This window comes from Salinivibrio sp. IB574 (genome assembly GCF_001996205.1).
Lineage (GTDB): Bacteria > Pseudomonadota > Gammaproteobacteria > Enterobacterales > Vibrionaceae > Salinivibrio > Salinivibrio proteolyticus.
Genome location: NZ_MUFN01000004.1, coordinates 25,744 through 49,245 on the forward strand (window position 1 = coordinate 25,744; position 23,502 = coordinate 49,245).

Annotated in this window: 23 protein-coding genes; 7 read left to right on the forward strand and 16 right to left on the reverse strand. The window is 49.3% G+C overall.

Annotated elements, in window-relative coordinates; translation table 11 throughout:
• Positions 1-7: 7 nt before the first annotated feature.
• Both BZJ17_RS02880 and BZJ17_RS02885 read right to left on the reverse strand, forming a co-directional pair.
• Entirely contained in the window at positions 8-1,066 is a 1,059-nt protein-coding gene (locus BZJ17_RS02880; RefSeq protein ID WP_077457822.1) for an HlyD family secretion protein, read from the reverse strand.
• A gap of 18 nt (positions 1,067-1,084) precedes the next feature.
• The gene (locus tag BZJ17_RS02885) at positions 1,085-1,537 is read right to left on the reverse strand and encodes a MarR family transcriptional regulator (protein WP_241836747.1); all 453 of its coding nucleotides are present in this window, start codon (positions 1,535-1,537) and stop codon (positions 1,085-1,087) included.
• Positions 1,538-1,570: 33 nt separating this feature from the next.
• On the opposite strand from BZJ17_RS02885, the gene BZJ17_RS02890 reads away from it, so the two are divergent.
• Together BZJ17_RS02890 and clcA are read left to right on the forward strand one after the other, a co-directional pair.
• Entirely contained in the window at positions 1,571-2,860 is a 1,290-nt protein-coding gene (locus BZJ17_RS02890) for an alpha/beta fold hydrolase (RefSeq protein ID WP_077639699.1), read from the forward strand.
• Between the two features lie 385 nt (positions 2,861-3,245).
• The gene (gene clcA, locus BZJ17_RS02895; RefSeq protein WP_069587953.1) at positions 3,246-4,637 is read left to right on the forward strand and encodes a H(+)/Cl(-) exchange transporter ClcA; all 1,392 of its coding nucleotides are present in this window, start codon (positions 3,246-3,248) and stop codon (positions 4,635-4,637) included.
• On the opposite strand, the gene BZJ17_RS02900 is transcribed toward clcA, so the two are convergent.
• The 3 genes from BZJ17_RS02900 to BZJ17_RS02910 form a co-directional block, all read right to left on the reverse strand.
• Positions 4,638-5,303 carry a transporter substrate-binding domain-containing protein gene (locus BZJ17_RS02900; RefSeq protein ID WP_077639700.1) on the reverse strand — a complete coding sequence of 222 codons (666 nt, stop codon included), beginning with the start codon at positions 5,301-5,303 and terminating at the stop codon, positions 4,638-4,640. It lies immediately after the preceding gene.
• Positions 5,304-5,609: 306 nt separating this feature from the next.
• Positions 5,610-6,278, reverse strand: coding sequence for a transporter substrate-binding domain-containing protein (locus BZJ17_RS02905; RefSeq protein ID WP_077639701.1), 669 nt, complete (start codon positions 6,276-6,278; stop codon positions 5,610-5,612).
• Between the two features lie 113 nt (positions 6,279-6,391).
• Positions 6,392-6,919 carry a TetR/AcrR family transcriptional regulator gene (locus BZJ17_RS02910; protein ID WP_077639702.1) on the reverse strand — a complete coding sequence of 176 codons (528 nt, stop codon included), beginning with the start codon at positions 6,917-6,919 and terminating at the stop codon, positions 6,392-6,394.
• Positions 6,920-7,022: 103 nt separating this feature from the next.
• On the opposite strand from BZJ17_RS02910, the gene BZJ17_RS02915 reads away from it, so the two are divergent.
• On the forward strand, positions 7,023-7,544 hold the full coding sequence (locus BZJ17_RS02915) for an HPP family protein (RefSeq protein WP_077639703.1): 522 nt from the start codon (positions 7,023-7,025) through the stop codon (positions 7,542-7,544).
• Between the two features lie 344 nt (positions 7,545-7,888).
• Here the strand turns inward: BZJ17_RS02915 and BZJ17_RS02920 are convergent, their stop codons facing one another.
• The 7 genes from BZJ17_RS02920 to BZJ17_RS02950 form a co-directional block, all read right to left on the reverse strand.
• Positions 7,889-9,250, reverse strand: coding sequence for an ATP-binding protein (locus tag BZJ17_RS02920; RefSeq protein ID WP_241836748.1), 1,362 nt, complete (start codon positions 9,248-9,250; stop codon positions 7,889-7,891).
• A 64-nt stretch (positions 9,251-9,314) separates the two neighbouring features.
• Positions 9,315-9,971, reverse strand: coding sequence for a response regulator (locus tag BZJ17_RS02925; RefSeq protein ID WP_077639705.1), 657 nt, complete (start codon positions 9,969-9,971; stop codon positions 9,315-9,317).
• Complete coding sequence (locus BZJ17_RS02930; RefSeq protein ID WP_077639706.1) at positions 9,968-10,612, reverse strand: tetratricopeptide repeat protein; 645 nt, start codon at positions 10,610-10,612, stop codon at positions 9,968-9,970. Before BZJ17_RS02930 ends, BZJ17_RS02925 begins: the two co-directional genes overlap by 4 nt.
• Complete coding sequence (locus tag BZJ17_RS02935) at positions 10,599-11,435, reverse strand: SDR family oxidoreductase (RefSeq protein WP_077639707.1); 837 nt, start codon at positions 11,433-11,435, stop codon at positions 10,599-10,601. Before BZJ17_RS02935 ends, BZJ17_RS02930 begins: the two co-directional genes overlap by 14 nt.
• A 9-nt stretch (positions 11,436-11,444) precedes the next feature.
• Positions 11,445-12,137, reverse strand: coding sequence for an iron-containing redox enzyme family protein (locus tag BZJ17_RS02940; protein WP_077600536.1), 693 nt, complete (start codon positions 12,135-12,137; stop codon positions 11,445-11,447).
• 8 nt (positions 12,138-12,145) lie between these two features.
• Positions 12,146-13,651: an AMP-binding protein gene (locus BZJ17_RS02945; protein ID WP_077639708.1), complete on the reverse strand. Its 1,506-nt coding sequence runs from the start codon at positions 13,649-13,651 to the stop codon at positions 12,146-12,148.
• Positions 13,635-14,252 (reverse strand): thermostable hemolysin, encoded by a 618-nt coding sequence (locus tag BZJ17_RS02950; RefSeq protein WP_077639709.1) that lies wholly within the window; start codon positions 14,250-14,252, stop codon positions 13,635-13,637. The genes BZJ17_RS02945 and BZJ17_RS02950 overlap by 17 nt, the downstream gene beginning before the upstream one ends.
• A 207-nt stretch (positions 14,253-14,459) precedes the next feature.
• Here BZJ17_RS02950 and BZJ17_RS02955 point away from each other — a divergent pair, with 207 nt between their 5' ends.
• Both BZJ17_RS02955 and BZJ17_RS02960 read left to right on the forward strand, forming a co-directional pair.
• Positions 14,460-14,969, forward strand: coding sequence for a cytochrome b/b6 domain-containing protein (locus BZJ17_RS02955; protein WP_077639710.1), 510 nt, complete (start codon positions 14,460-14,462; stop codon positions 14,967-14,969).
• 11 nt (positions 14,970-14,980) lie between these two features.
• The gene (locus BZJ17_RS02960) at positions 14,981-16,975 is read left to right on the forward strand and encodes an LTA synthase family protein (protein ID WP_077639711.1); all 1,995 of its coding nucleotides are present in this window, start codon (positions 14,981-14,983) and stop codon (positions 16,973-16,975) included.
• 32 nt (positions 16,976-17,007) lie between these two features.
• On the opposite strand, the gene BZJ17_RS02965 is transcribed toward BZJ17_RS02960, so the two are convergent.
• The 3 genes from BZJ17_RS02965 to BZJ17_RS02975 form a co-directional block, all read right to left on the reverse strand.
• Positions 17,008-18,195, reverse strand: a complete 1,188-nt coding sequence (locus tag BZJ17_RS02965; RefSeq protein WP_069586940.1) for an acetate kinase — start codon at positions 18,193-18,195, stop codon at positions 17,008-17,010.
• Between the two features lie 228 nt (positions 18,196-18,423).
• On the reverse strand, positions 18,424-19,269 hold the full coding sequence (locus tag BZJ17_RS02970; RefSeq protein WP_077639712.1) for a magnesium transporter: 846 nt from the start codon (positions 19,267-19,269) through the stop codon (positions 18,424-18,426).
• Positions 19,270-19,616: 347 nt separating this feature from the next.
• Positions 19,617-20,081, reverse strand: coding sequence for a TetR family transcriptional regulator (locus tag BZJ17_RS02975; protein WP_198534076.1), 465 nt, complete (start codon positions 20,079-20,081; stop codon positions 19,617-19,619).
• Positions 20,082-20,446: 365 nt separating this feature from the next.
• On the opposite strand from BZJ17_RS02975, the gene BZJ17_RS02980 reads away from it, so the two are divergent.
• On the forward strand, positions 20,447-22,102 hold the full coding sequence (locus BZJ17_RS02980; RefSeq protein WP_077639714.1) for an AMP-binding protein: 1,656 nt from the start codon (positions 20,447-20,449) through the stop codon (positions 22,100-22,102).
• 248 nt (positions 22,103-22,350) lie between these two features.
• Positions 22,351-22,647: a DUF406 family protein gene (locus BZJ17_RS02985; RefSeq protein WP_077481948.1), complete on the forward strand. Its 297-nt coding sequence runs from the start codon at positions 22,351-22,353 to the stop codon at positions 22,645-22,647.
• Positions 22,648-22,702: 55 nt separating this feature from the next.
• On the opposite strand, the gene BZJ17_RS02990 is transcribed toward BZJ17_RS02985, so the two are convergent.
• Entirely contained in the window at positions 22,703-23,323 is a 621-nt protein-coding gene (locus BZJ17_RS02990) for a DNA-J related domain-containing protein (RefSeq protein WP_077639715.1), read from the reverse strand.
• Positions 23,324-23,502 lie beyond the last annotated feature (179 nt).

Sequence of the window (23,502 nt, forward strand, 5' to 3'; positions counted from 1 at the left end):
CACCTCCTTAATAGATGTAGTGCAGCAGGCTTAAAAAGCCGACTTGGGCGCGGGCGAATACAGCTCCAATCCCGCTGTCTGGCATAAGTTGCACCGTGGCACGGGCGCCGGTCGGCAGCGCATGAGGGGGCCATTCATCGAGTTGAATGTGCAGACGCATCCGCTGCGCATCACGCACCCAACGGTTCGAGTTTGAAGGCGATGCCAGTTGTCCGTTGGCATCGATCTGTCCAGCACTGACGCCCGCATCCACGCTACTCACGTGTCCCGCATAAAGCTTGCCCGGCTCACTATCAAACGCCACCTTCACCGGCGTGCCGGTGTGCACATCGCGGACACTTTTTTCACGAAAATCGGCAATCACATCGGTGCGGTCAGACACCAACGCCATCAATGGCTGTCCAGCGCTGGCATAGGCTCCCACGTCCAATTGCAGATTAGTCACCACGCCGTCATGGCTGGCTTTTACTGTGGTGTAGGATTGATTTAATTGTGCTTTCTTTAGTTTGCTCAATGCCACTTGTTCGGCAATGTTACTGGCACCGTCACCGCCCCGTTGAATTTGCAGCGCACTGACACGCGCTTTGGCCGCTTCCCAATTGGCTCGAGCAGTATTGGCCGCACTGATTGCATCATCACGCTGCTGCTGAGAGACACCATTTTTAGCGAATAAGGCTTTTAAGCGTTTCGCTTCACGCACTTTTTGCGCCATCACCGACGCCAAGGCCGAAACATCTTGCCGCGCCGCCATCAATGACGCATCTAGTTGAGCATTGGTTTGTCTGGCTTGAGCTAAGGCGAGTTTGGCTTGGTCGACCGCAATCCGATACGGGGTATCATCAATTTGGAACAACACATCCCCTTGATGCACGCCTTGGTTGTTTTCCACCGCCAAGGCACTGACCGGCCCGCTCACCTGTGGTGCTACTTTGGTCACGGTGCGTGTCACCATGGCATGAGGCGTTAATGGCATCACGTTATCCGCCAGCAAAAAATAGCCAAAGAGCAACACAAAACTGAGAGCGGCTACTTTTACCCAACGCGCAAATTTTTCATCCGGTGTCATTCGTACTTCTTACCTCTGTTATTGTTCTGTGCTCTGGTTATCTTTTGTGGTGGCGGTATAGTCCATCGCATTTTGATTAATGGTGACCAGCACCCGCTCCAAAGCGTCAAAATCTTCGGCGGCAATGCCCGCCAGCAGATGCTTACGTACCCGCAACACCCGCGCTTCAATGCGGCTCATTAATTCACACCCGCTGTCAGTGACATGCACGGTTCGGGTGCGCTTATCTTCTGGCAAGCAGCGCCGCGTGATCAGGCCCTGCGTTTCAAGGTGTTTTAAGGTCCGCATTAATGAGCCCARCTCAATTTCGAGCGCCTGCGCCAATTCACTTTGGCTGATGCCATCGCCTAACCGACGCAACATCCAAAGTGCACTCCAGCGCGGATAGCTCAGCCCTAATGGCGCCAACTCAGAATCGGCGACACGACGCCATAATCGCGCCGTGCGTCCTAAATGTTCAGCAATCGACATGTGTTCAGGATGTGACTTTGTAAAGGGATTACTATGCAAGAACTCTGGGATCGCCATATTCGTTATCGCAGCCATCGCATTGATGTGCCGCTGGATCATCATGACGCCACCAGCCCATCGATTTCGGTTTTCGCCCGTGAAGTGGTGGATACGCGCAAAAATGAACAAGATTTACCGTGGTTAGTGTATTTTCAAGGCGGGCCTGGGTTTGAGTCTCCTCGTCCGAATGGGGCAAGCGGCTGGCTAAAACGTGCCTTAGACGATTACCGCGTGTTGTTGCTCGACCAACGCGGCACGGGCTTGAGCTCGCCGGTCAATCACCAAACTCTCGCCCACCTCACGCCTGCCGAGCAAGCAGCGTATCTGAGCCATTTTCGAGCCGACAGCATCGTGAAAGACGCCGAGTGTTTACGCGAGGCGTTAGGCATTAAGCAATGGGCGATCCTCGGACAAAGCTTTGGTGGGTTCTGTGCCCTCACCTATTTGTCGTTCTTTCCACAATCGCTATCACGCGCCTTTGTCACCGGCGGTATCCCGCCGCTCGAGGGACACGCCGATGCGGTGTATCAAAAAACCTATCAGCGTGTGGAAGACAAAAACCAGCAGTTTTTCGCACAATTCCCGGACGCACAAGCCCGCTGTCACGAGATTGCCCAGTATTTGCAAAACAATACGGTGACGCTGCCAAACGGTCAGCCGTTTACCGTTGAGCAGTTTCAAACGCTGGGGCTGAATCTCGGTCGCGGCCATGCCGGGCTGCCGCTGTATTACCTACTAGAGCGAGCCTTTATAGAGGTGAATGGTGAGCGTACCTTAAGCTACCCGTTCTTAAATGCGATGCAGGCTGACCAAGGGTATTTAACCAACCCGTTTTACGCTATTTTGCATGAATCAATTTACTGCCAGCAGCAGGCGTCGCAGTGGTCAGCCCACCGGGTGCGCGATCAATACCCGCAGTTCCACTATCAGCCCGATCAGCCGTTCCGGTTTACCGGCGAAATGGTTTACCCGTGGATGTTTGATCAACTGGCTACCCTTAAACCGCTCAAAGACGCCGCCATGTTGCTGGCGGAAAAGAGCGATTGGCCGGCGCTTTATGATCTCGACGTACTCAAGCGCAATACGGTGCCGCTCGCCTGTGCCACCTATGTGGATGACATGTTTGTTGAGTTCGATTATTCCCGTCAAACCTTGGCGCAGATTGCCAACAGTCAAGCGTGGATGACGAACGAGTACGAGCACAATGGCATTGGCGTCGATGGTGAACGTATTTTGGATCGCTTAATCGACATCGCAGATAGCCTTGCCGCTCGCCAAGGCTAGTGACTCTCCGCTGCGCATCGTCCCAACAGTGTGTTGTCGCAGCGGAATTTTTCATCACTGCAAACTGTGATCTAATTCAAATCAAAAAATCCACGCTCAACACGTGTTACGCTCTTTGTCAGTACCGATTTAACTCGGGAAAATGCGATAAAAATCGCCCGCTCGCCTTCAAGGCAGCCTGACTGATCAGCGTAAACTACGCCCCCACCAGCCCAGACTAGCCAAGTAGGCACACTGGCTAACGATGCTTGCATGTTATGTTAATTGGCGTAGTATTATTGCGTTTCCTCGGGTTACAGGACGTATCCCAGCACGGTGTAGGCTCAGGAGCATGAGACCCTCACTTCATCGTCGTTTTTTCTTCTTAACCTTTGCGTTCACATTGATGAAAATTGTAAGTAAATCAAGCAAGAAAAGGGCAGTATTTTATAAATCTAGCGTTTTCTTCGATAAGCTGTGGTCACGCGATAAAACGCCCGTTTCCGTCTTATTGTTAGCGGTTGTTATTGGCCTGCTCGCGGGTATTGTGGTCACCTTCTTTGAACTCGCGATTCACTCTCTTTCTCAAACACGTACCGAGTGGCTCGATAGCAATATCACCTCAATGATTCCATTGGGATTACTCGCCTTTCTAATCAGTGCGGGTCTTGCCTTAATTGGCTATTGGCTGGTGCACCGGTTTGCGCCTGAAGCCGCGGGATCGGGTATTCCTGAAGTCGAAGGCGCCATGGAAGGTATTCGTCCCACACGATGGTGGCGGGTAATCCCAGTGAAATTTTTTGGTGGTTTGGGCGCGCTAGGCTCAGGGATGATTTTGGGCCGAGAAGGGCCGAGTGTCCAAATCGGTGCCAATATCGGCCGAATGGTGACAGATACCTTCCGCATTCACGACCGTAACACCAATCAAACCCTACTCGCATCAGGTGCCGCCGCGGGCTTAGCCGCCGCGTTTAATGCCCCGCTTGCGGCGATCATGTTTGTGGTTGAAGAAATGCGGCCACAGTTTCGCTACACCCTCATCTCCATTAAAGCGGTGATCATTGCGGCAATCATTGCTGACATTGTGTTTCGCTATATCAATGGCCAAGATGCTGTCATTGTGTTGCCTCAATACGAGACACCGCCACTGATTTCGTTGTGGTTTTTCTTAGCGTTAGGGTGCTGTTTTGGTGTGTTTGGGGTGATTTTTAACTTCCTGATCATGCGCTTTCAAGATTACTTTCAACGCTTATATCAAAACAGCCAAAAGCGCGTGTTGATTGTGGGATCAACCTTGGGGGGTGTGTTTGGTTTACTGTTGGTGTATGCGCCTGAACTCACGCACGGCGGCATTAACCTCGTCCCTGATTTTGTTACGCTCAACTACTCAATTAGTGCACTGCTGTTTATTTTTATGGCGCGCACGCTGCTGACGGTTATCTGCTTTGGTTCCGGCGCACCGGGCGGCATTTTCGCTCCCATGTTAGCCCTTGGCACCTTGCTGGGAACCGTCTTCGGTTTGATGATTGCGAATCTCTACCCTGACATGGGCATTGAACCGGGCATGTTTGCGATTGCGGGAATGGGCGCTCTGTTTGCCGCGACCGTGCGCGCGCCGATTACCGGTATTTTGTTGGTGATTGAGATGACCAACAATTACTACCTGATCTTACCCCTGATTATCACCACGCTGGGAGCCACGCTGTTTGCCCAATTGCTGGGTGGCCAACCGATTTATACCGAGCTGTTACGCCGAAAAGTACGGCAGCAAAAGTTGCAAGTTGAACAGCAGCCATAATCATAAGCCATGTTTGGCAAGGATAGCGGCGGTCGTGCCGCTATCATTCATCGATTGCAAAACAGCCCCTACCCGCTTCGCTAGCGCTGCATGACGCTGATGGAACACCATAAAAAGTGAGACAGAGGCAATGGGCTTTTCACTTTGGCGAATCAGCGATAATGCCTCTCCGCCAAGCTCGTCATCAAACACACCGGGCCCCACCATCGCTTGGGCCCGCTCGTTTTGTAGCATACTCAAGGCCGCAGACTCTGACCGTGCCCATAACATGTTCCATTGGTATTTTTGAGCAATTTTTTGTGCAAACTGGTCGCCAAACAACCCAACCACTTGGCTGTAGTCTTGTGGCGAGAGCACATGCGTTCGACCGTATAAGTAGTAATCAACACGAAAAAACGGCGCCGAAGGGTAAGTCACGACATCACTGTGTTGATACGCAAACTGAGTGCGCGCCGTATCGGCATCAATGATGCCTTTGTTGAGGGAGATTTCCGCACGTTTAAGCGGCATGGCAATCCATTGTAATTCAATCTCAGGATCCACCCTCGCCATGGCTTGTGTGATGATAGCTTGAGTCGCTTGCCACGATTCATCAGTGTGCACTCGATACGCGACCGTTATTTCTGTTGCTGACACACTGAATGTTATGCCCAACAACCACAGCATCCACCCTCGTTTCACATTGTCACCTCAGACTGACCGCCACGGTTAAAGATTAGAAGAGCACCGGCGTATCGTCTATGCACTTATTGATAACTAGCACGCTGGTGGTGGTAATCTGGTTTGATTCCATGATTCCATAGAGCGTTATAATTGCGCTTTCGCTTAGGAGCGTCTTAGGTTTGATGAGCGTGATTATAAGAATAAGTTGACTCGCTGTTTGTAATAATTGCCGGGGATCAGCCGATTGATACAGAGCTATTACGCCATAAAATGCGGAAACTACAGTTACAAGTTGTGCAGCAGCAATAACTATTGAAGATTTCTTATGTAGATAGCAGCAAAGTCGCCGCTATCTATCATGTTTTTTATGACTTGGCTTGCTAGATTGGCCTTGGCTGAGTGCCGACGATGAAAAACCATATACAAATTCACAGTTTCTACCGGTTCTTGACTACGGCGAATCGATGTAAGTTCCTTACCTTGCTCACTATTTAGGAGCCCGGCCCCAAACCCAAGCATTGCTTGTACACGCTGGTTTTGAACCATAGTCATAGCAGCAACTTCCGTCGGAGCCAAACTAACTTGCCACTGATATTTATCAGCAACTTGTAAAGCAAAACTATCACCAAACTTTATGGCAACGCGACGATAGTTACTTGGTTCTAAAACATATGTACGAGCATAGAGATAATAATCTATTTCATAAAGCGGAGTAGATGCATATACCACCTTATCACTGTCAATATAAGCGAGTTTTGTACGATTAATATCTATATCTATGATTCCTTTCTCGATGGATCTCTCTGCGCGCTTTAGCGGCATCTCTATCCACTGTAGTTCGATTTGTGGATCGACCCGATTCATTACTTCTGCAATAATCGCTCTCGTTGCTCTAGATATATCATCAGTGTGCACTCGATACGCGACCGTCATTTCTGTTGCTGACACACTGAATGTTATGCCCAACAACCACAGCATCCACCCTCGTTTCACATTGTCACCTCAGACTGACCGCCACGATTAAAGATTAGAAGAGCACCGGCATATCGTCTATGCACTTATTAGTGACGCTGTCACGTTTGGGCTTATTCCTAAGGTCTTATTAAGCTTCGTAACATAACAAGGCATGACGCTCGGTCAGGAAGTGATTCAAATTCAGCCCGCACGATCAGCCCCTCTAACAGCGTCATCACCGCATCAGCAGCCGCCTTTGAGCCAACAATCTGTTCAATTAAGCCGTGAATTTTGTCTTTGTGCGCTTTGGCAATCGCTGCAATTTGGCTATCTGTACTGCTCTTAAATTCGCCAATCGCGTGCATAAACATACAGCCTTTAAAGTCGTCTTGTTTAAACCACGCCAGATACCAATCGAGGAGTGCCGTCAATTGGGCATCTTTATCCTGGTGCGCATCAATAGCCTGCTGCAGTCCATGCTCAAATCTTGTATGACGCGCTTGCAGCACAGCCTCAATCAAGGCCGATTTAGCACCAAAGTGACGGTACATCGAGGTCTTTGAGACCGCGGCTTCATCACGGATTTTGTCGACGCCCACCGCAGTGTAACCAAACTGATTAAATAACGACTCGGCTACCGCCAAGATGTGATCGCGCTTGCTCATCATGCTCTCCAAAAAAAGACTTGCCATGAAGTGTACCGATCTGTACTCTTTAAAACAACGTGTACAGATCGGTACACTTTAATTAACCATAGAAGGAACGACCATGAAACGACTGAAAGGTGGCGGTGCGTTACCGCCTAAACCGACTTGGATTCAACTGACAAAAGGCTTGCTGGGTGGATTTTTCGGTATTCTCACCTTAACCGTGCTGAACCAAACCACCGGCGTGCCCTGGCTGATGGCTCCCTTTGGCGCAACCTGTGTGATTTTATTTGCAGCGCCTCAGTCGCCGCTCGCGCAACCGAGAAATGTGATTGTGGGTCACTTACTGACCGCCAGTGTGGGGTTGGCGATGCTGTATGGAGTGGGAAATGAAAGCTGGACGATCGCACTAGCAGTTGGCCTTGCGATTATGCTGATGCAAGCCTGCCGCGCCGTCCATCCACCAGCAGGAGCGAATCCACTGGTAATCATGCTAGCGGGGACTCAAGTGGTAGGCATCGATTATTTGTTTACGCCTGTGCTCGCAGGCAGTGTCGCACTGGTAACCATTGCGGCAGTGATCAATAACCTCGGTGAACCGCACCATTGGCCTGTGTATTGGCATGGGATCAAGCGAGGCTAAGCGAGAGCCTTGCTAGTTTCAATCAGTCAGAACCTAGCAAAACAGGCGCGATTAAATTGCGCCTGTTTTGGTGTCGCACAACGATATTGCGATGCTGCGACCAATGGTCAGCCCCGTATCATCCCGCAAACACTAACCAAGCGCCAATGACAAAGGCACCGCCAAGCACGAGAGTTTCTAAAAAGTAGCGGCTTATGACGTTATACAGTTTCATACCTAACCAACCTTTTTTGCCGCTAGAATAACAACATAAAACTGAACATAAGCTGTCTACGTTAGAAGACAGTTATTACAAAGAAGGACCAAGCTTGGCTAGGGTGAAACTCGCACTACCCGAATTCAATTCACGTATTTCCGCGCTCAGAGACCATTGGAAAAGTCACCGTAAAACCATTGCCATAGTCAGAAAAGTACGGACTTTGAATCATAATACTCGCGTGATGCTGTTCCACAATGTCTTTGACAATCGACATTCCCAACCCCGCCCCATCACCTTTCTCGGTATGACCGCGGAAGAATTTGTCAAAAATACGGCTCTTAATTTCGTCCGATATCGCGTCGCCAGAATCAATCACTTCCACCACGACGGTATTGGCTGAGTGACTGGTGATCACACTGATAGATGCGCCTTTTCCTGCATAGCGAATGGCATTATCAATCAGGTTAGTAAATAACACTGACAACATCACAGGATGGCCTTTGACCCACAGGCTCTCTTGCCCTTCAAGCTCTATTGACTGTTGTTGTGTCAATGCCATCGGTGCGAGCGCAGCGATTTGTTCTCGCAACAATGGAACAATATCTACCTGCGTGACTTCGGTATTTTTTTGCTGCTCCACCCGCGAGAGCATGAGCAACTGTTGGATAACACGATCAGTTCGATCGATGCCAGTCAGAATATTGGTCAAGTCATTATCACGTTCCGCTTCTGTGGTCGCAGACAAGGCGTTTTCTGCATTGAGTCGCAGTACCGCGAGGGGGGTTTTTAACTCGTGTGCCGCAGTGCTGACCAAACGCTTTTCACGCACCCAGGCATTATTCAACTGAGAAAACAAATAATTGATCTGCTTGACGAGTGGTGAGAGTTCAACGGTGGGTTGTGAGACATGAATATGATCGAGATTATCAACACTGCGCGCAGCGATCGTCTCTTTTAATTCGCCTAGCGGCCTAAATGCGCGGCTAACTAACACCACAACAATAACCGCTAAAAGTGGGATCAATAGGAGCTGGGGTAAGCCAATGGTCAACGAGACTTCTGTCATCAACTCTTGGCGAATCGCCTCTTTTTCCGCCACCAGCAGACTCGCTTGCCGTTTGTCCGGCAGTGTGAATACTAATAGGAAGGTGCGCCACTGTTCACCTGCTGCGGTAACCATATCAAATCCGGGGTTGTCCGATGTCCCTATCCATTGCGCCGGTGCGTTCGGACTTTTGGCAACTAATGCATCGCTAACGCGGTACTGAAAAAACAAATTATCTTCGTAGGGGTGACCAAATGGTGTGGTCGTATCGTCATCTTTTGCGTTGGCAGTGATCGCGTTTAACCAATGGGTATAGCTTTGTGTAAAGTTATCTGGCGGCTGATCTCCCCAGCTCATTACCGACAGCGCCAACGTTTTTGCCGATTGCCCCAGTCGCGCGTCATAGACTTCATTAATTTCATGACGAGCTTCGCTATACACCAGCAGCCAAGAGACAAACATTAACACCCCCACCACACACACAGTGCTGAATGTAAGATGGCGTTTTATTGAATGTGGGCGCTGTTTATTTCTCAATGATATACCCAACCCCACGAATGTTTTGAATCAAGGTTCCACCCGTTTTTTTGCGTAAATTGTGAATATGGACTTCAATGGCATTCGGACTAATTCCCTCATCCATACCATGAAGCGCTTGTTGAAGTTGATCTTTGCTCATTACTCGGCCAGCGTGTGCCATCAGTGTGGATAACAGCTTGAACTCGTTAGGAGTTAACCGAATAGGTGCCCCCCCCATATCCACTTCACCCGTTGCCATCGATAAGGTCACGCCATGGCATGACATGGTGGTATCGGCATAACCGGAAATACGCCGAATCATGACGCGCAGACGCGCCAATAGCTCTTCGAGCGCAAAAGGTTTGATCATGTAGTCGTCGGCTCCACCATCTAACCCTTTCACACGGTCATCAATGTCATCGCGTGCGGTCAAAATCATCACAGGGATATCGCTATGTTTGCGGCGAATTTTACGCAACACATGAAGTCCATCAGTGTCTGGCAAGGTTAAGTCGAGAATAATAGCGGTAAAGCTTTCGGTATTTAACAGGGCATCCACACCACCGCCTCGCTGCAACCAATCAACGGTATAGCCGTGACGCTGCAGCGACGCCACCATGGACTCCCCTAGCATGCAATCATCTTCGACGAGTAGCAGCCTCATTGCTGATTAAGCTCCTTCAGTTTTTGGATAATTTCTTGTTGGCGTCCTTGATCAGCAAGAGGACGGTCCGGCCGCGAAGGGGCTTGTTGTGCATGCTTCAAGAATGCCACAGCGAGATTTGTTTTTCCGGTATCCGCTAGAAATTCGCCATAAAAATAGTTCGAATCGATGCCGTCTGGGTTGATCGCGAGTGCTTTTTTAAACAGCTCAGCAGCCTTATCGTCATCACCAAAGGCGAGTGGCCAGCCCGGCACTTTGTGGTACAACGTCGCGAGACTCGTTAGGGCCGAACCGTCCAGCGTTTCCGGCGCCTGTGTTATCACATCTTCGAGTAGAATTTTTGCATCCTTGACCAAGCCTAATGCTCCCATGCCACCATCAACCCCGGCTAACGAGCTCTTATTGATAGCAAGCCATATTTTCAGATCATGGCGCGCTGGTTGAGCAAGGAGTGCAATTTGCGTGTCATCGATTAAACGGTCGAAGCACGCCACTTTGTCGTCACTACTTCCGACAGTGTAGTTACATTGTGCCCAGCGTGTCTGGATCTTAGCCAAGATAGGGTCGGCCAGCGCTGTCGCACTGATCAAAGAACAACTGAGTGCCCATACGGTAATATAAAATGATTTACGAATAGTCATGGTGCGATTCCTCTACAACTGGCAAGCCTTGTGGCGTATTGGCGTGAAAATCAATGATGTCTTTTTGTTTTGCGATTCCATGACCCACTAACGATGGAAAAAGTTGATTCAGACGAACAAACAGTTTTTCGGGCCACCCGAGCCACGTCGCAAAGCAACGCTTTTCGATGGCACGAATAATGTGATTCGCTACCCACTCTGGTGAGTCCACATGATTTCGCAATTGCTTATTCATCGCCGTTGCACGAGCATCATTTAACGCCGTCTTAGTTGCTCGAGGCGCGATATAAATGGCACACTGCTGAGTGCCATGTAGCTCCCGATTTAACGCTTCGGTAAAGCGATACAGGCCTGATTTCGTCGCACCGTAATTGGCATATCCGGGGAAACCGATACCAGCAAAGGTTGAGCCAATGTTGGCAATGAGGCCTGTCGGTGCGAGCCACTCAAGTGCATGTTTGCAAAGCAAAATGGGGGCGGTTAGGTTGATGGCAATTTCATGTTCAATACTGTCATCCGCGCGCATGGATAGATAATTGAAACCATTTACCCCCGCACTATTGATCAGTATTTCTATTGGCGTACCTTGTTGAGCCAGCCATCGTGCATGCTGATTCACCTTGTCTCTGCCCTCTGCTGTACCAATGTCTGCTTCGATGATCTGATGATGCTCGTCATTCACAAGCTGGTTTTTAAGATCACGCAACGCATTGAGATGGCGGCCGACGAGCACAAGTATTGCGCCTTTTTTTGCCAGTGCATCAGCCAGAGCTCGGCCAATGCCTCCTGTCGCACCTGTTAGCAATATAATTGTGTTTTTCATTACTGCCTCCTATGCCACTTGGGTCTGTGTCGTGGTCATGGGAAGCGCTCGCAGCATTGATTCATACAGCGCATAAACACGGTTCGCACTATCAATGATGGCTTGTTGGTCCGCGGGCTCCGTTACCTTGTTCATCAAATCGGCAAAATAGCCAATATGCTCTACATCCAAGGTGCTGTGTGACGTTAAATACCGCATCGCTGTATCGGGTAGAGAAAGCGTTTGCTGGATCAGTGCGGCCATCGAGCCGCCGATTGATACACTCGTCCCTTCCAACACCCAAACCATGCCGAATAGGGCCATTGGGTTTTTACGATCAATTTGGTGATATAAATACGCCACCATCATCTCAATCCCTAACCCGACTTGACCTTCACCACAGTTAGCCTTCGCTAGTTCGGCATCAAAGCCACATGCGCGCAAGTCATCCAAGATCCATTCATGGTGACCTTTCTCTTCCTCAATGTATGCGCCGAGCGCTTGGCGTAACCATTCATAGTGCTCCGGCAACCGAGAACCACAGGCCATCAGTAATGGAACGGTATGCTTCACATGATGATAAGCCTGAACAAGGAAGGCCGTGTAGGTTTGCAGCGTGATCGCCTTATAGTCACAAGCCTCAATCACAGGCACACTCAGCATTGAGGCTCTCGCCTGAGCGGTTTCTTTCTCTAGTACATGGAAAAAACCTTGATTATCCATAAATCCTCCTAGGAATGTGCCGTGAGTGGCAGGGTTTCGTCGGTCAGTAATGATTGGGCCGACGTGTTAAGTTGCGGCTCAAATTGTTGGCAAAAGACATCGCGTTTAGGGCGGCCATTTGCCGTAATTAAATGGGGTTGCTGATGAAAAGGAGCGGTAAATATCACCGCTCGGAGCTGCGCATAATCGGGCAGTTGGTGGTTAAGCTGGATCAGCTGCTGCTTTGCTTGATCAGGAGAGTCGCTACCAATAATGGCAGTCAGGTAGTCCTTCCCCTCTCCCAATACCACCATGTTGCTAAGCGCCGAATAGGCCATAGCTTCCGCCTCAATCCATTCTGGATGGATGTTGCGACCAAAAGCCGTAATGAGTTGATTTTTTTTGCGACCTTTCACGTACAAAAAGCCGTCATCATCAAACTCACCAATATCTCCCGTCGCAACGACGCCTTGGTGAGGGTGAAAGTCGCGATCCAGATAGCCTGAGAATGTCGCGCCCACTACCATGATTTCACCGTCTGAAGCCAGAAAAACACGATGGTGAGGTAACGGTTTACCCACACTGCCAACACAATGGTGCTCGGAGGTATTCAAACTCACCACTGATCCGCACTCCGATAAGCCATAACCCTCAAAAACCGATAAGCCAAGCCGGCTTGCTGCGCGCAATAAGGCCGGTGCCACCTTTGCGCCTCCGACAGCAACGTGCTTGAGATCGGCAACCGCACCAGGATGCTGTTCACCAAGATGGATGACGGCTCGCAATAACGCAGGGGTAAGTACCAAGCTTTGCGGACGATAACGAATCAGTCCGCTCATCAATTGATTCAGGTTTAACTGGCTTGAGCCGATCAGCCCCAAGTCATTGCTGGATGGGATCACTGTCGTCACCCCAAGCAATAGAGGCACGTAAACACCCGTAATATTCTCCAGTAGTGTGGACAAGGGAAGGACGACTAAATGACGGGAGGGTACCGCAGTGGTGGAGACGGTACTGGCAAGCGATACACTAACGCTCTCCAGCGTGGCTGCGCTCAATACCACGCCCTTGGGAGAACCAGTCGAGCCTGAAGTAAACGTGACCTTTACGGCAGGAGGCAAAGCTGGCAGTGCGTCTACGTCTCGTGCATGGCATGGTAATCCCGCCAATGTAGTCACAGATGCGTGGCTTAATGCGACATCAGGGTGTAGCGAGCCAATCACCCAATCGACCCTCGCAGTCTCCAAGACATGCTGTTGTTGGTCCGCCGTAAAAAAGGGCGGGATCGGTACAATTGAGATGCCTGCATACGCAGCGGCAAGATCGATCAATACCCAACTAACACTGTTGTCACCGGCAAGCCCAATCATCTGTGTATCGAGCGCCAATAGCGTTTCACTCAGCGCCCTGATCCGTCCCCAAAGCGCTTGGTAGGTCAGTATCAGGCAGTCGCCGGATGCATCCGACCCGTGAATGGCAACCTGATCAGGTTGGGATCTGGCATAGTCAGCCAAACGTTCAAATAAGACGCGCATTAGCATTCTCCGTATGGCAGTGTTTAGACACAATCCGCGCCAATTGCTCAGCACCTTGAGCAAGGTTACCGGCACAGACACGAGGCATCCGCGTGTAGTAGTTGCCCCATTGATCAGTGGCGGGCTGTAGACGACTCGCTTCCGCATCGGTCAGTAGATGGGGCTCAAGGCCAAATCGTCGCATGAGTGCATATAGCGGCCCTGTGGCGGTAAATACACACCATAGGTATCCGTGTGACAGCAGCCGATTCGCTAAAGCGTGGAAATGTGGTAGTGACGTTCCCGAAGAGAATGAGGCCAGTTGCCCAAACTCAATCACTGAGTTACGCGTGATCACTTGCTGATAGTGAGCGCTAAGTACGTCAGCCACATCGTCGGTAAGGTATTGTTCGAGAAAAAGCGGCTGATACGCAGCAGGGCGATAGCCGCACACCGACAATAAGCGATCGTCTTGTCCTCTCAGGCAGGACAAATAAGGCATGAAGGTGGTAATTGTCGCGTTGAAGGCTTGTTGATAGCGTTCAGCAATATACGCCTCTATTTCAGCGCGATTCGCTGAGTCTGGTGTAACAATGTCAAATCGACTCGCTGAATTAACCATAGCGGTGACATCCTTTATTGGCTGATTGTCACTGAGCTTACGGCGCGATACTTAAGAAAAGCTTAAGAATCTCCTCCTGCCGATAAAAAATGCACCCCAAAAATCTATCCAATTGTAAAATATAACTTTTTTATTTTTTAACCTCTTAAGTGATTCTTAAGTTTCCTCTCATAGAGTGAAGACATCACCATATGAGAGGACATTATCATGACCGCTAACACCCCACGACCATTTAAATGGGACAGAGTCGTCCGGTTCAGCCATTGGCTGATTGCTGCATTATTCTTTGCCAATATGAGCGTCACGGAAGAAGGCAGTGACATTCATCGCTGGTTTGGGTACGTGATCCTTGGGGCCATTGTCTTACGTCTGATTTGGGGAATGCTCACGCATTCAGAAGCACGACTAACCCGTTTTATTCCCTCGCTTTTTGCCGCTCGTGCTCACTTTAGCAACCTTATACGCGGACGTGATCATACAAGCTCAGGTCATAACCCTGCCGCAGCACTTATGATTTGGAGTCTTTGGGGATTGCTCCTCGTCACCATTTTGACTGGCTGGACAATGACGCAGTCAGGTGAAGAGCTCGAATGGTTAGAAGAAGTCCATGAGTTTGCTGCCAACGCAACCCTGGTCCTCGTCACTATCCATGTTAGCGCCGCCATTTTGATGAGTCGTTTTGGTAAGCGTAACTACATAAAATCCATGCTGCGTTAAGTGGTACAAAGATGACAAGCCTTCGCAACTTCAGACCTATTATCGTTTTCTTTTCTCTTGCGCTCGTCCTGCTTAGCCTATCGAGAGTCGGCTTGCTTGTCTGGCAACATAAGCAGTTGAGCCAATGGCAAGATATCTTCTATATCTTACTCCAAGGATTACGTGTCGATATTGCCACTTTATGCTGGCTATATACTCTACCGGCTTTTTTATTGGCACTACTGCCAACCTCTGGAAAATTGGGTCGTGGGTTTGTTTTTATACTACGGAGTTGGCTGGTCTGTGGGTTAGTTGTGTTAGCTTACATGGAGCTTGTCACGCCTTCGTTTATTTTAGAATACAACTTAAGACCGAATCGACTATTTCTAGAGTACTTAGTGTACCCTAAAGAAGTCTTTTCCATGCTTTGGAAGGACTATAAATTACCGTTATTCCTAGGACTCTTTGGCACGTTATTCGTGGGTTTTTTCAGCTGGCGACTAAGCGGCAAGCTTATCCAGACAGAAAACCAGCCACGCTGGTGGACACGGCCTATTCTTGCGGTGTGTGTGATTGCTTTCGGTGTCATAGGAGCACGTTCAACTCTGCAACACCGTCCACTGAACCCAGCACTTGTCGCCTTTTCAACTAATCCGCTATTAAATGATTTAGTACTCAACTCTTCTTATTCGTTGGTTTTTGCCGCCAAATCCATGGCGTCCGAGCGTAATGCTGAAGAATACTATGGCGATATGCCGCTGAATGATGTCATTACAACTATAAAACGATACTCGCCGGCCAGCACCAACTATATTACGTCTGACACCATACCGACACTAAACGTGCGCCATCCTTTCGAGGCGAAACGAAAGAATTTAGTGATCTTATTGCAAGAAAGTTTAGGCGCGCAATTTGTTGGCAGATTGGGCGGCTTACCGCTAACACCACATTTGGATAATCTGATGGATGAAGGATGGAACTTTACTCAAATTTACGCAACAGGTACGCGTTCTGTGCGTGGTATTGAGGCTATAACCACAGGGTTTACGCCGACCCCATCTCGCGCCGTCGTTAAATTGTCTAAAAGCCAAACAGGGTTCTTTTCCATCGCCTCATTACTTCAGCAAAAGGGGTATACCACTCAGTTTATCTACGGTGGAGAAAGCCACTTCGATAATATGAAATCATTTTTTCTCGGTAATGGTTTTCAAGATATTATCGATTTCCCTCAGTTTGACCAGCCACGCTTTGTTGGATCTTGGGGAGTTTCAGACCAAGACCTATACACCATGGCTGATAAACAGTTTCGGCGTTTACACCAAAGTGGGAAACCCTTTTTCAGCTTGGTATTTACCAGTAGCAATCACTCACCTTACGAATATCCAGATGGCCAAATCACGCCTTATAGCCAAGAGAAACATACCCGCTTTAATGCCGTAAAATATGCTGACAAAGCATTGGGCGACTTCATCCACCAAGCTCAGCAGTCCGATTACTGGAAAGATACCATCTTCTTAATCATTGCCGATCATGATGCACGCGCAGTCGGCGCGTTACCTGTGCCGATTAAACATTTTCATATCCCAGCATTGATCCTAGGTAAAGACATACCCCCGAGAGAAGATAACCGCCTCGCGAGTAGTATCGATATGCCCCCTACGTTACTCTCCCTCATTGGCGTTGAAAGTATATCGCCGATGATAGGTCATGATTTAACTCGCCCATTGTCTCAACACTATCAGCGTGCTTTGATGCAGTTTGATAAAAACTTCGCTTATCTCACCCATGATTCAGTGATTGTTCTGCGACCAAACAAAGCCCCGCTTGGCTATTACTATGATGTGAAGAATCAGACTGCACGCCCTCAACCTGTAACAGACGAGATGATAAAGCGCGCTAAGGCACACGCTTTAATAGGCGGAAAACTGTATCGACAAGGTTTATATACCGTACCATCCACTCATATCACGGAAACGTCGGTGCTCGCTCAACACCATGGTGAGCAACCACAAAAAAGCGAGCCTTGAGGCTCGCTTGATATCCGAAGACGGTGCGACAGTTAGGCCATTGCCATGGCTTGTTGTGCGATGACCAGCTCTTCGTTGGTTGGGATCACCAATGCAAGCGGCGACGCTTGGGTGGTGATTTGCCCTGCGGCACCAAAACGTGCGGCGGCGTTGGCATCGGCATCCGCTTGATAGCCGAAAATGGCCAGCTCTTTGAGGATCATCTCGCGGACTGGCAGTGAGTTTTCGCCAATTCCGCCTGTGAAAACAATCGCATCCAGACGGGATAATGGCACCATGTAACTTGCGATGAATTTTGCAACGCGATAAGCGAACATTTCTAGCGCCAATTGGGCGCCTTTATGGCCCTGCTCTGCCGCCTCGACCAAGCCTCGGCAATCGTTCGTTAATTCCGAAACACCAAGTAAACCGGCTTTATCGATCAGCTCATGGTGGATTTGATCCATGCTGAGCCCTTTTTTCGACAAAAACTCTAGAATAGATGGGTCGATATCACCACAGCGTGTACCCATCATCAAACCGGCTAAAGGCGTAAAGCCCATGCTGGTATCAACACTTTGACCATCTTTGACCGCACACAAAGAGGCACCGTTACCAAGGTGTACGGTGATGACGTTGGTTTGTTCAGGCGCTTGGTTAAGCCATTTTGCCGCTTCACGGCTTACGTAGTAATGGCTAGTGCCGTGGAAGCCATAGCGGCGAATACCGTAATCGTTGTAGAGCTGACGCGAAATCGCGTAATGGTAAGCTTTTTCTGGCATCGTTTGATGGAATGCCGTATCGAAAACCGCCACTTGTGGCAAGCTTGGGAAGGCTTTACGTGCCGCTTTAATGCCCACCACATGTGCTGGGTTATGCAGTGGCGCCAAGGCTTTTAGCGCATCAATTTGCGCCAGTACAGCATCGTCAATTAAGGTGGCTTGGCTGAAGGTTTCACCGCCATGTACCACACGGTGGCCAACGGCCTGCAGTTTATCACTCAATTGGTTGCTTTCGATAAGGCCCACAATGATGTCCATGGCCTCTTGGTGGTGGTTGCTTCCTGCACTTAAGGTTTTCTCGGTTTTTTCACCGTCGACTTTCCAGCTCATCCGCGCGTCATCGCGCCCAAAGCATTCTCCAGCGCCGGAAATCACAGCATCGCCAGTTTGCGCATCCATCAGGGCAAATTTTAACGACGAGCTACCTGAATTTATAACGAGTACCAGTGCATCACTCATAGGGTTACCTTATTGGCAGAAATTGAATCGCGGCATCACGCCGCCTTTTCCATTATTAAAATATTTTTTAATAATTCAACTGTTGTGATAGTGATAGCACAGTTACCCAGCAATTTACTGCGTAAGATCAAGCTAAGTGCGCATCGGGTACGCAAATCCCTACGAGCTCGCTATCACTCACCATCATCGTAGATAAAAAATGGCGCCACATGGGCGCCACTCTTCGGGCTAGCTACCAATACCGAGGTAGGTATTGACCACGGTGAAATAAATCCACATCCCGGAGATATCCACCACAGACGCAAGCACCGGGCTGACCAATACCGCAGGATCAAGATGACATGCGCGCGCCACAATCGGCAGTAATCCGCCAAGCGTTGTGGAGATGGTCACCTGAATAAACAGGGCCAACGCAATCGCAACCGCAATATCGTGCAGTGCAAACGCGCCTACCGTCGCGTTGTGGTTGAACAGTAAAATCCTCACCATCATGACTGCAGCAATCGCCACACCAATAAATACCGCGACGCGGGCCTCTTTCCACATCACTTGGAGCCACTGACGTTTGCGAAGCTCTCCCGTTGCTAGCGCCCTCACCACCAAGGTTGCCGCTTGGGAGCCGGTATTGCCTCCCGCCGCTGCAATTACTGGCATATACACAGCCAGCAGAACAAGCTGACTTAAGGTATCTTCGTACTGAGCAATGATCATCCCAGAAACGATACCAAGCAGCGCCAGTCCGACAATCCAGCCAATCCGCTGCTTAACGTGCGCAAACACGCCGGTAGAGAGGTAGCTTTTCGCTGGTTCCGCTTCTGAATGAATAAAGCCTAAATGGTTGGCATATTCACGGGCTTCGCGGTCAAACCCCTGCGCATCCAGCGCATTCAGCAAATGCTGTACATGAGCCACCGAGCAGTGATGTAAAATTCCCATCGATTCCTCAACCGGCATCACGGTAAGCAGCTCGACTTGCTTGTCGATATCGTATTGTAAAAACGCATTACGTGCCGCCACGATTTCTGCAGTGGAAAACGCAGTGGCGTAGTCAAAAGTGTTGTTCATTACCGTCATGGCGAATCTCCCGATTGGCAACAGGTAACGACCATCAACAACGAACCTCACGCTGAAAGGGCGTGATTACGCGTTACATCGAGAAAGGAGAAAAACAGAGCGGGAAACCAGCTGCGACTGCGCTGGTAAAAGGAAGGATCACAATACCAACGGCAGTTATTTTTCTCCGTATCGACTAGGAGGATGGTCGGTATTGTTCATAGTTATCTCCAAAAAAGTCTGGTGCTATAAAAGCGTGGCGAGTTTATCAAAAGACATTACACCTGTCTGTCAAATTTTGGTAAGCGAATGGCGTGATATCGTCGTGTTATGTCAATTATTATGCAGGCTCAACGGACCGGTGCCGCTTACTGGCGGCACATCAATAAACTGGCGCCTAGCAGCTGTGAAAAAGCAACGGTCAGATCAGTATTCATCTGCTTTTCACAATCTGTCTGCAATTTACGTAAACAGCGAAAGGCGACGCCATTGTCGGCTTTACCGCTGATCAGCAAGTAGAAACACAGTCGTAAGATGGCTTTGAACTCACCATCAGCATGCATCGCCTGCATCCAACTTTGCATCAACTGATTGACAGTTCCGCCCGTCTCAAGCGTACTCATCAAACTATCGAGCAGTACAGGTTCGAGCGCGGCCATAAAATCTTGTTTGCGCGGAAAGTGATGACTGATCCCAGTACGAGATACCCCCGTCGCTTCACTGAGGGTGGTATACGACATGCCCTCGTAGCCCAACGTCAGGAGTTGCTGCTTCGCGGCATCAAGAATGGTCTCGATCGTCTGTTGTGTTTGGGCCTTACTGCGTTTTGGCATGTGTAATGTGTTCTCCCCAGTCTCCGTCAGCATGGCGGGCAATAATCATCTGCATGTTGCAACGGGTTGGCAGGCAATGCATTTGCGCCATGGCTCGCCATAAAGATAGTACAGACTGCAATAGAAAGCCTGACACGAAACACACCAAAGACTCACTGAAGCGGATCAAAGTTCTGCTAATACCTTGATAGATAAGTGTGAAAACAGCCCAAAAAATGAGGCCTTATTGGTGTAAATAGTGCCGACAGTCATAATTTGAACACATGTTTAAACAATTGCCTTGCGTAAATGCAGGCAGGGTCAGTAAGTTAACATTATCATAACAGTTAGACGTATGAATCACGTTGCGACAACGAGGAAGTCCAATGTCACACATCAAACCACACGATCAGATTTTACGCTGGGCCGACGAACGCCCTAACCACGTATTTTTACGCCAAATTCGCGATCGCCGTTTCGTTGATTATACCTTTACGGACGTCGCTGATCAGGCGATGCGCATGGTTACAGCATTACGTGATATGGGCTTGCAACCCGGTGACAAGGTGGCGCTGATTTCTAAAAACTGTGCGGAATGGTTTATTGCCGACCTGGCGATGATGATGGGCAGTTACATCAGCGTGCCCATTTTTCCAACGGCCGGCAGCGATACCATTGAACATGTGGTGACGCACAGTGAATCAAAGGCTATGTTTATTGGCAAACTAGATGACACTAAAGCGCTAAAAGCGTCGTTACAGACGCTATCACACATTAAGACCATCGCATTTCCATATCCTACGGTGGATTGCCATTATGACTGGCAGGAGTTAGTCGCAAGTCACGAACCCACCGAAGAGCGTCCGGTTCATCTCGATAATGATGTGATGTCACTGGTGTATACCTCTGGCACCTCTGGGCTCCCCAAAGGGGCCATTTTGAGCTACGGCGGCTATTGTTGGTCCGCACAACGCCTGATCGACCACATTGGTATCGAGCCGAACGATCGTTTGTTCTCGTATCTGCCATTGGCCCATATCACAGAGCGCGTGTACATCATGGGGTCGGCCATTATGGGTGGGATCCCAACCGCGTTCCCAGAGTCGCTCGATACCTTTATTGAAGATGTCAAAATGCATCGCCCGACACTATTTATCTCTGTCCCTCGCTTGTGGACCCTGTTCCAACAGCGCATTCAAGAGAAATTACCGGACGCTCGTCTGAACCTGCTGCTAAGCATTCCTCTTGTCGGTGGTTTGATTAAAAAGAAAATCGCTAAGAACCTTGGCCTTGATCAAGCGCGCGTATTGGGCTGTGGCTCAGCACCAGTTGCCCCAGCACTATTGCGCTGGTATGAGAAGCTGGGCCTACATATCACCGAAGCCTGGGGAATGACCGAAAGCTACGCATACAGCACACTTAACTATCCATTTAGGGCCGACAAAATTGGCACCGTCGGCAATGCAGGACCCGGCGTTGAAATCAAGATAGCCGACGATCAGGAGATCTTAGTCAAAAGTCAGGGCCTATTTAGTGGCTATTACAAAAATGAGGAAGCAACGGCCGAAACTTTGGTGGATGGTTGGCTACACACGGGGGATTTAGGCGAACTCGATAGTGAAGGCTACCTGAGTATCTCAGGGCGTAAAAACGATACCTTCAAGACCGCAAAAGGCAAATTTGTCGCCCCTGTACCGATTGAAAAGCGCTTATTTGAGCTGTCTAACGCTGAGATGCTCTGTGTGATCGGCTCTGGCATGCCTGCGCCTATTTTGCTTGCCCTGCCTCACCACTTCCCACACTTTGATCGAGCCCGCTATGAGCGCCGCGTGAAGAAGGTGATTGATACCATCAACAGCGAGCTAGAATCCCACCAGCAAATCAAAGGTGTGTTGATGATCAAAGAGCCTTGGAGCATTGAGAACGGAAAACTCACGCCAACACTTAAAATTCGCCGCCATAAGCTGGAGCAAGAGTACCACGAGGTTGGCGCGAACTGGCCAAAAGGCACCTTGGTCCAATGGGAAGAAGACTGGGTCTAGCGCATTCTACCAAGATGTCCTGACGATCACCCACGATTGGCATACGCTGATGGTGGGTGATTTTTTATTCGCCACCTATTGCTTACAATGTGATTGCTGACAATGATGCATCGTGCTACAAACCCCTGCAAAACCTGACCTATCTCAATGTGCCACAATCAAGACTCTGCTAAAGATCAGCATGACATCTTTATTGCAGGCGATAAGTCTATTTTGACGCCTGCAGCTTTATCTCGTAGGGGACAACCATGAAAGAGAATCAAACTGACGCATGTGACGCGTGCGGTGTAAGCGCGGAAATTGGTTATATTATCTCAGAAGGAGATGAAGTCGCGGAAGTGACGATTCATGCCGACAGCGTCGAGGCAATGCAGGCGCGCTTTGAGCAGTACCTCTCGCTCGCACAAAGTATTAACCCTGCCGTCAAGCACGACTTTAACGCCGAGCAAATTAGCGGCGACAGTGCACATATCAAAATGCAATTTGAGTGCAGCGCTGAAAAGCTTATTTTTGAGCTGCGCAGCCGCGGACTCAACAACGCCTAATCGCTATTATACAGGGTGTGTCATCACACCCTGTATTTGCTTGCTGAGGGCGGAATTAAAGACGCAGGCTTTGCCAAGCCTCGCACATTTCACGAAACGTGGTCGCATCGCCTTCAGGGCGGTCTGGGTGCCACTTCAACGCCATTTTACGCCACTGTCGACGGATCTCATGCTCACTAGCGTGCTCATCCAACCCAAGTACGGTTAGCGCTTTTTTGCGCTCCAGCATGGTTTCGCCCGGTGCATCATTACCAATATGGCGTTGATAATGCTTCCAAAACGACGATAGCAGCTCTTTGACATCGTCTCGGCTAGCGTCGTAGTTGTTCCAATCCATGTAATATTCACGGAGTGGATCTTGATAATCGATTTCGTTTGCCACAAAACCATTACCGCCGACACGCCACTGCAATTGAATGTCCATTGACTCCACCTGCAACCACTGCTGAGGTAGCAACATCTCTTGCAGTTGGTATAGCGCATTCATTATCAAAAAATTGCGCTTAAACAGATCAAGATGCGGGTCAGCATCCAGCTCTGCCATGATGGTGTTTTTTTGCAACTCACTGAGAAGGTGATGCACTTTCCAGCTTTGTCGCGTAGATTCCAAGATACTGAGTATTGGCCAAATCAGGGGGTTGTCTATTTCATTATCAGCAAAAAGCAGCTTGTTCATCCGTATGCCATACTTTTTGTATCGCACGACGTCAAAAAAGCGCCTGATATTGCCGCTTAATTATTAAGCATATCTAGTGCCAACTTACTTCCCCATTATGGAGAAATAGCACTGGCGCAGAGATTAGACACCTTGACTCGCATTAAAGACACGCACCATCTATTATTGTTTAAACACCT